General features: G+C 74.3%; 7 protein-coding genes. 2 read left to right on the forward strand and 5 right to left on the reverse strand.

Annotated elements, in window-relative coordinates; translation table 11 throughout:
* Positions 1-111: 111 nt before the first annotated feature.
* Together J1M40_RS09165 and J1M40_RS09170 are read right to left on the reverse strand one after the other, a co-directional pair.
* A complete protein-coding gene (locus J1M40_RS09165) occupies positions 112-675 on the reverse strand; it encodes a GNAT family N-acetyltransferase (RefSeq protein ID WP_002855483.1) in 564 nt (187 codons plus the stop codon).
* 91 nt (positions 676-766) lie between these two features.
* A complete protein-coding gene (locus tag J1M40_RS09170; RefSeq protein WP_002855485.1) occupies positions 767-1,342 on the reverse strand; it encodes a hypothetical protein in 576 nt (191 codons plus the stop codon).
* 247 nt (positions 1,343-1,589) lie between these two features.
* Between J1M40_RS09170 and trpB the strand changes: the two genes are divergently transcribed.
* Positions 1,590-2,891, forward strand: a complete 1,302-nt coding sequence (trpB, locus tag J1M40_RS09175) for a tryptophan synthase subunit beta (protein WP_206450721.1) — start codon at positions 1,590-1,592, stop codon at positions 2,889-2,891.
* 55 nt (positions 2,892-2,946) lie between these two features.
* Positions 2,947-3,648, forward strand: a complete 702-nt coding sequence (locus J1M40_RS09180) for a hypothetical protein (protein WP_166795249.1) — start codon at positions 2,947-2,949, stop codon at positions 3,646-3,648.
* 30 nt (positions 3,649-3,678) lie between these two features.
* On the opposite strand, the gene J1M40_RS09185 is transcribed toward J1M40_RS09180, so the two are convergent.
* The 3 genes from J1M40_RS09185 to J1M40_RS09195 all read right to left on the reverse strand — a co-directional run bounded on the left by J1M40_RS09185 (position 3,679) and on the right by J1M40_RS09195 (position 7,810).
* Positions 3,679-4,599 carry an SDR family oxidoreductase gene (locus tag J1M40_RS09185; RefSeq protein WP_206450722.1) on the reverse strand — a complete coding sequence of 307 codons (921 nt, stop codon included), beginning with the start codon at positions 4,597-4,599 and terminating at the stop codon, positions 3,679-3,681.
* A 223-nt stretch (positions 4,600-4,822) separates the two neighbouring features.
* Positions 4,823-6,454, reverse strand: a complete 1,632-nt coding sequence (locus J1M40_RS09190; protein ID WP_070709796.1) for an amidohydrolase — start codon at positions 6,452-6,454, stop codon at positions 4,823-4,825.
* Positions 6,455-6,631: 177 nt separating this feature from the next.
* Positions 6,632-7,810: a cystathionine gamma-lyase gene (locus J1M40_RS09195; protein WP_020627041.1), complete on the reverse strand. Its 1,179-nt coding sequence runs from the start codon at positions 7,808-7,810 to the stop codon at positions 6,632-6,634.
* Positions 7,811-7,827 lie beyond the last annotated feature (17 nt).

Raw genomic sequence — 7,827 nt, forward strand, 5'->3', positions numbered from 1 at the left:
CGTCATCTAAATGGAAGGGGTCGTCGGCAGCGTCAGACGTGTATAAGAGTCAGGGTCCGCGCTCGGCGGACGGGGCAGAGGGTTCGGGTGGCATCCCCCCGTTGTACACCTCTAGGCGGCCAGGCGCGCCTCGAGCCCGCCGCGCACCGTGGGCCACTCCTCGCGCACCACGCTGAAGTAGTCGACGTCGGCGATCGTGCCGTCCGCCGCCGGGCGGAAGCGGCGCAGAGTGCCCTCGAACGTCGCCCCCAGGCGGGCGATGGCGGCGTGTGAACGGGCGTTGCGGTGGTCGCAGCGCAGGGCCACCCGCTCCAGCGCCCATTTCTCGAACGCGTGCCCGAACAGCAGCAGCTTGCAGCCGGGGTTCACGGAGGTGCCCCACACCCGACGGGCGTAGACCGTGTGCCCCACCTCCACCCGCAGCCCCGGTACCAGGTCATAGAGGCTCGTGCGCCCCACCAGCTCCCCGCCCTGCTCGACGGCGAACGCGAAGGTGCCCTCCCGCTCGATCAGCTCGGCGAGGTGTGCGGACATGGCCGCGCCGTCCACCGGCAGGGGCGCGCTGTTCCCCGCCCACATGGCCGCGTCGACGAGCTCACGCAGGGCGGGGCCGTCCTCGGGGGCGAGGGGGCGCAGGGTGAGGTCCCCGCGGGTGAGGACGATCTCGTGCTTCATGCACCCATCCTGTCAGCGGCCTCGGGGCGATCTCCCGGCACGACGAGACCGAGCGCCACGGGCGAGGGCGTCGCCCGGGCGACCGGCCGGCTCAGAGCGTGGCGGAACGGCGGGCGGAGGCCCGCATGGCCGCGACCCGCTGCGCCACGGAGGCCTCCAGGGCGCCCGGCTGCAGGGCCGGGGCGAGGTCGGCGGCCACCTCTCGGGCGACCCCCTCGAGGGCGGAGGCGTCCTGGGCGACCCAGGCGCGCAGCGTCAGGTGCTCCCGCATCCACGCCGTGAGCGTCTCCTCGGACTCCGGGGTGAGGGCGAAGCCCGCCCCCGCCGCGCCCGGGCTGGTGCGCTCCACATCCAGGGCGAGCACGTCCCTGAGCAGCGCGGCCAGGCCCTGGCGCAGCTGCGAGGCGCCGGTACGACCGGACTGGAAGGCGGCGCGCACCTCGCGGCACTGCAGGCTCTCGTCGGCCACGTCGACGGCGAGGACGTCACCGGTGGCGGGGGTGAGGCCCAGGGCGGCACGGGCTGACTCCTCGGCCACCACGGCCACGATGCCGGGCACTGCGGGGGCGGCGGTGAGGAAATCGGCGTACCGCATGCCCGGAGTGGCGGCGAGCACAGCGGCGGCCTCGGTGGTCAGGGACGGGGTGTCGACGGCGGTGATGGTCATGGATCCAGGGTGAATCGCGATTCACTGAGACAGGGAGAGATGTCCATATTCTGAGATTTGCAATCACATGGTGAGACGCACGCCTGCCCCGACGTGCAGTACGCTGGCCCCATGCAGATGCACGCGCAGCAGTGGTGGACCGCCTGAGGGCGGCCCCGGTCATGCGCATCTGACACGACGAGCCGCTCGCCTGCCGGGCGGCTCGATCATGAGCGGCTCGGCGGGCCCCATCCCAGAAGGACCCCCGATGACCCACCGCAACCCCGAGGACAACGCCCTGAGAGGCGCCACCGAACCCCGCACCCTCGCCGAGGCCTGCGACCTCGTCACCACCCCGGACCTGGACGTCTCCGCGGACGGCATGTTCGGCCAGTACGGCGGCGCCCACCTGCCCCCGCAGCTGGCCGGCCCCATGGCCGAGGTCGCCCGCGCGTACGCCGAGGCACGCCAGGACCCCGAGTTCTACGCCGAATACCGACGCCTTCTGCGCGACGCCGTCGGGCGCCCCTCCCCCCTGACCCCGCTGGACCGCCTCTCCGACGAGCTCGGCGGCGCACGGATCGTGCTCAAGCGCGAGGACCTGAACCACACGGGCGCCCACAAGATCAACCACACGATCGGCGAGGCGCTGCTCGCCAATCGCATGGGCAAGCGCAGCCTGATCGCGGAGACCGGCGCCGGCCAGCACGGCGTGGCCCTGGCGACGGCGGCCGCGATGGTCGGCCTCGACTGCGAGATCCACATGGGCGCGATCGACGTGGCCAAGCAGCACCCCAACGTGGTGCGCATGCGCCTGCTCGGCACGAAGGTGGTCTCGGTGGAGCGCGAGGGCCGCTCCCTGAAGGAGGCCGTGGACTCGGCGTTCGAGGTGTACGCGGCGGACCCGGAGAAGTACCTGTTCGCGATCGGCTCCGTGGTGGGCCCGCACCCGTTCCCCACGATGATCCGCGACTTCCAGTCCGTGGTCGGCCGCGAGGCCCGCGCCCAGTTCCAGGAGCGGTTCGGGGCGCTGCCGAGCGCCGTCGTCGCCGCGGTGGGCGGCGGCTCCAACGCGATGGGCGCGTTCACCGCGTTCCTCGACGACGCCGACGTCGCGCTCGTGGGCGTCGAGCCCGGCGGCCGCTCCTCGGCCAAGGGCGAGCACGCGATGACCATGACCCAGGGCCGCGAGGGCGTCCTCCACGGCATGGCCACCCTCGTCCTCGCCGACGACGACGGCACCCCGGACCCCGTGCACTCGATCGCCTCGGGCCTGGACTACCCGGGCGTCGGCCCGCAGCACGCCCACTTCGCGCGCCTGGGCCGTGTCCGGTACGTGGCCGAGGACGACGCGGCCGTGCTCGACGCGTTCCAGCGGCTCACGAGGCTCGAGGGCGTCATCCCCGCGCTCGAGTCCGCGCACGCCGTGGCGCACGCGATCCGCCTCGCCCCGCAGATGGGCCGGGACGAGCGGATCCTGGTCAACCTCTCCGGCCGCGGGGACAAGGACGTCGACTACGTGGCCGAGAAGCTCGGTCTCACGGGCGAGGCGGACGAGGTCGTGCGGTGAACTGAGGCGGCGGTCCCGGCGTCGCCCCCGGTCAGCGCGTAGCCTGGCACGCGTGATGACCCTGATGTGGGGCGCGGTCGCCGCGTCCTCCCTGCTCGTGGGCGCCGTCCTGGCGACCCTGCGCCGCTGGCACATGGGCACGATCGGACTCGTGCTCGCCTTCGGCGCCGGCGCCCTGATCGCGTCCGTGTCCTTCGAGCTCGCGGAGGCGGGCGTGCAGGCGGCCGGGCCCGCCGCCGTCGGCATCGGGCTGACGCTCGGCGCGGCCGCCTACTTCCTCGGCGACCGTGCGGTGGAGCGCTCCGCCGCGAGGTCCGGGGGCTCGTCCTCGGGTGCGGTGCTGACCGTGGGCGCGCTGCTGGACGGCATCCCGGAACAGCTCGTGCTGGGCATCGGGCTGGCCGCGGGCGAGGGCGTGTCCCTCGCGCTGCTCGTGGCGATCTTCATGTCCAACCTGCCCGAGTCCATCGCCGCCACGGCCGACTCCCTCGACGGCGGCAAGACGCGCCGCCACCTGCTGATCCAGTGGTCGCTCGTGGCGGTGGTCTGCGCCCTGGCGACGTGGGGCGGCGGGCTGATCGCCGACGTCGCCTCCCCTGCCCTGACCGGCGGCATCCAGGGGTTCGCGGCCGGCGCCCTGCTGGTCATGCTGATCGACACGATGATCCCCGAGGCCCGAGAGAAGGGCGGGGAGAAGGCCGGGCTGCTCACCGTGGTCGGCTTCGCGCTCGGCGCGTTCCTGTCCCTGGTGGTGTGACCGCCCAGGGACAGGAACGCCCGACTCCGGTCACGGGGTGGGCATGCCGCCGGTCACCGGGATGGTCGCGCCCACCACATAGGAGGACTCCGGCGAGGCCAGGAACACGTAGGCCGGGGCCAGCTCGGTGGGCTGCCCGGCGCGGCCCAGCGGAGTGGACTGGCCGAACTCCGGCAGGTCCTCCGACTTCTGGCCGCCGGAGGGCTGCAGCGGGGTCCAGATCGGACCGGGCGCCACGGCGTTCACGCGGATGCCCTTCGGTGCCAGCTGCTGGCCCAGGGCCTTCGTGAAGGTGTTGATGGCGGCCTTGGTGGAGGAGTAGTCCACCAGCTGCTCCGGGGCCATGTAGGCGACCACGGAGGTGGTGTTGATGATCGTGGAGCCCGGCTTCAGGTGCGGCAGGGCGGCCTTGACCAGGCGGAACTGGGCCAGGATGTTGATGTCGAAGGTGGCCTCGAGCTGCTCGTCGTCGATGTCCTCGATCGAGTCCTGCGCCACCTGCTTGCCGCCGTTGTTCACCAGCACGTCCAGCCCGCCGAGCTTCTCGACCGCCTGGGCCACGAGGTCGGCGCAGAACGTCTTGTCGCGGAGGTCACCGGGGATCCCGACGGCGGTGCGCCCCTCCGCCTGCAGGACCTCGAGGACGTGCTGGGCGTCCTTCTCCTCCTCGGGCAGGTAGGTGATCACGACGTCGGCGCCCTCGCGCGCGAACGCGATCGCGGTGGCCGCGCCGATGCCGGAGTCACCGCCGGTGATGAGCGCCTTGCGGCCCTCGAGACGGCCGGTGCCGCGGTAGGACTTCTCACCCAGGTCGGCCTTCGGCGTCATCTCCGCGTCCAGGCCGGTGCCGGGCAGCGACTGCTCCGGCGGGCTGATCACGGGGTAGCGCTTCGTGGGGTCCTGCAGGGTGAGCTGGTCGGTGGTGGTGGTGTTCGCGTCGTCGTGCGCCACGGGGTGCTCCTCACGGTCTCGGGGCGACGCGCGGTCTGCGCGCCGTCCTCTGAGCGTAGGGAGCAGCCCCCCAGCAGAGCCACGGCTGACCGCCGGGTCACCGGACGTGCCCCACCCGCTCCCCCGGATGACGAGCCCTGCGATATGGCCCCTAAACCACGCGTTTAGGGGCCATATCGCAGGGCTCGTCGCGAGGAGTCGGGGCCGGTGCCGGGGCCGGGCGTCACAGTCCGCCGTGCACGAACTCCCCTCCCACGGCGGTGGCGACGACGTCGATCGCCGCGATCTGCTCGCTCGGCACCGCCCGAGGGTCCTCGCTGAGCACCGTGAAGTCCGCGAGCTGGCCTGCGACGAGCCGTCCCTTGCGGCCGCCCCAGCCGGTCGCCTCCGCGGAGCCGACCGTGTAGGCGTGGAGGGCCTCGGCCACCGTGAGCCGCTCCGCGTCCGGGCCGTACTGCTCGCCGGTCTCGGTGCGGCGCAGCACGAAGTCCTGGATGACCTCCAGCGGGCGGCCGCCGGCCACGGGACGGTCCGAGCTGCCCGGCAGCACCAGGCCCGCGCGCAGCAGCCGCCCGGCCGGGTACGACAGCGCGGCCCGCTCCGGCCCGATCCGCTCCCGCACCGACCCGCCGAACGCGCTGATGAAGTTCGGCTGGGTGGCCATCACGACCTCCAGCTCGGCCATACGGGCCACCTGATCGTCGCGGACCACCCCGCCGTGCTCCACGCGGTGCGGCATCACGGGCCGCCCGAACCGGCCCCGCGCCTCGGCGATCACGTCGAGGGCGAAGTCGAGGGCGGCGTCGCCGATCGCGTGCAGGGCCAGCGCCCAGCCGGCGGCCGCCGCACCGAGGCACGCCCGGCGCATCTCCCCCGCGTCCTGCTGCAGGTAACCGCGGCCATGACCGTGGCCGCAGTAGTCCTCGGTCATCGCGGCGGTCTGCCCGAGCATCGACCCGTCCGTGAACACCTTCGCCGGCCCGATCTGCAGCCACTCGTCGCCCACGCCCGTGCGCACGCCGGCGTCGAGGGTGAGGTGCGTGCCGTCGTCGGGATGGCCGTCCACCGAGTGCAGCGCGTCCAGGGTGACCATCGTCTGGAAGCGGGTGCGCAGCAGCCCCGCGTCCCGGGCGCGCTGATACGCGCCAAACTCGAGCGGGCTGTGCCCGATCCACCCGCCGGCCACCCCCGCATCGGTCACCGAGGTGATGCCCTCGGCCGCGTACTCCTGCGACGCCCGCGCCAGGCACGCGCCGATGTGCTCGTGGGACTCCGGGTGCAGCAGCCGGGTCACCAGGCTCATGGCGGTCTCCTCCAACAGACCGGTGGGCCGGCCGGCGGCGTCCGTGAGGATCCGCCCGCCCTCGGGCTGCTGCAGCACCTGCTCCCCCACGCCGGCCAGGACCAGCACCGCCCCGGACACCGTGACGGCGTGGCCCGTGTTGTGGCGGATGAGCACGGGGCGCCCGGAGGCGGCGGCATCGAGGCTGTCCCGGTCCGGTTGGGGTCCGGTGAGGTGGCCGGGGTCGAAGCCGGTGCACGTCACCCAGGCGCCGGGGTCGAGCTCGGCGGCGCGGGCGCGGACCCGGCGGTGGACCTCCTCCGCGGTGCGCGCGCCCTCGAGGTCCACGTCCAGCCGGGACTGGCCGAACCAGACGCTGTGCGCGTGGGCGTCGTTGAACCCGGCGAGGACGGTGCGCCCCCGCGCGTCGAGGCATTCGCGCGTCGCGAGGCCGTCCAGCTCCTCGTCCACCCCGACGACGACGCCCCGCCACACCCCCAGCCGCGAGGCCGACGGGCGGGCGGGGTCGCCGGTGATGAGGCAGGCGTTCTCCACGATCAGGTCGAGCTGCATGGGGGGGCTACGCTCGCGGGCGAGGCGCGGGTGGGCGGCCTCGTCCGCGAGCGTAGCCGGGACGCGGGTCAGGGTGAGGTCTCGGCGGCGCTCACTTTCAGGGCCGAATACGACTCTCCCGGGCCCCAGAGCCCCCGGGAGAGTCGTATTCGGCCCACAAAGTGCGGAGGGCGCGGGTCAGGCGGTCGGCCCGCCGCCCGCGGCGGTCATCGCGCGTTCCAGGTCGGCCAGCAGCTCGGCGGTGGGCTCCACGCCCACGGACAGACGCACGAAACCGTCCGGGACGTCGTCGCCCCAGCGGGCGCGGCGCTCGGCCGCCGTGTGCGTGCCGCCGAAGCTGGTCTGCGGCACCACGTACTGCGCCGCGGCGATGAACCGCTCGGCCGCCGCCGCGTCCGCGAACCGCAGCCCGACGAGGCCGCCCGCCGCCGTCATCTGACGCGCCACGACCTCCGCGTCCGGGTGGTCCGCCAGCCCCGGGTAGACCACGGCGCGCACCGCCGGGTGGCCCGCGGCCAGCTCCGCGACCGCCTGCGCCGAGGCGCACATCCGGGCGAAGCGGACCTCGAGGGTCTCGAGACCGCGGTGGATGAGCCAGGCCTCGTGGGTGCCCAGGATCCCGCCGGCCAGGGTCCGCCAGCCGCGCACCCGCGCCATCACCTGCGGGTCCCGGCTGGCCACGTGCCCGCCGAGGGCGTCCGTGTGCCCGTTGACGGCCTTCGTGTCCGAGGCCACGACCACGTCCGCCCCCAGCTCCAGCGGGCGCTGCCCCAGGGGGGTCAGCAGCGTGTTGTCCACCACCACGAGGGCCCCCGCGCCGTCCCGGCGGCCGTTCGCGTGGGCGCGGGCGGCGACGTCCGCCAGGTCCGCGACGCGCAGCCCCGGGTTGGAGGGGGTCTCCACGAGCACCAGGTCGTAGCCGCTCAGGTCCGCATGGGCGAGCCCCTGGGTGGCGACCAGGTCCACGTGCACGCCTCGGGGCGTGAGGTGCTCGGCGGCGAGGGCGCGGGTGGGCCCGTAGCCGTCCGCGGGCAGGAGGGCGCGGTCCCCCGGGTGCAGCAGGGGCAGCAGGACGGCGGCGATCGCGGCCATGCCGGAGGGGACCACGGCGACGTCGGCGTCCTCCAGCGCGCCCAGGGCGGCCTCGAGCGCGGACCAGGTGGGCGTGGCCCAGCGCGCGTACTGGAAAGGCACGTCCGCGCCGGGGGCGGTGGGGGCGCCGTCCGGGTCCGCGCCGGGCAGGTGGAACGCGCTCGCGTGGACCAGCGGCGGGGAGATGGACTCCCCCGGGGCCATCCCGTGGGCGCGGTGGTGCAGGACGGTGCCGAAGGCGGGCGGCGGCGGGGCGGCGGACATGGCCCCGAGCGTAGTCC

Origin of the sequence: Micrococcus sp. KRD026, assembly GCF_017168445.1 — a bacterium.
In the GTDB taxonomy this organism is placed as follows: Bacteria; Actinomycetota; Actinomycetes; order Actinomycetales; family Micrococcaceae; genus Micrococcus; species Micrococcus luteus.

What these genes read in the sequence shown, in the direction of transcription:
- J1M40_RS09165 (WP_002855483.1), bottom strand. Translation starts at nt 675, where the DNA reads ATGAAGCACGAGATCGTCCTCACCCGCGGGGACCTCACCCTGCGCCCC.
- J1M40_RS09170 (WP_002855485.1), bottom strand. Translation starts at nt 1,342, where the DNA reads ATGACCATCACCGCCGTCGACACCCCGTCCCTGACCACCGAGGCCGCC.
- trpB (WP_206450721.1), top strand. Translation starts at nt 1,590, where the DNA reads ATGACCCACCGCAACCCCGAGGACAACGCCCTGAGAGGCGCCACCGAA.
- J1M40_RS09180 (WP_166795249.1), top strand. Translation starts at nt 2,947, where the DNA reads ATGACCCTGATGTGGGGCGCGGTCGCCGCGTCCTCCCTGCTCGTGGGC.
- J1M40_RS09190 (WP_070709796.1), bottom strand. Translation starts at nt 6,454, where the DNA reads ATGCAGCTCGACCTGATCGTGGAGAACGCCTGCCTCATCACCGGCGAC.
- J1M40_RS09195 (WP_020627041.1), bottom strand. Translation starts at nt 7,810, where the DNA reads ATGTCCGCCGCCCCGCCGCCGCCCGCCTTCGGCACCGTCCTGCACCAC.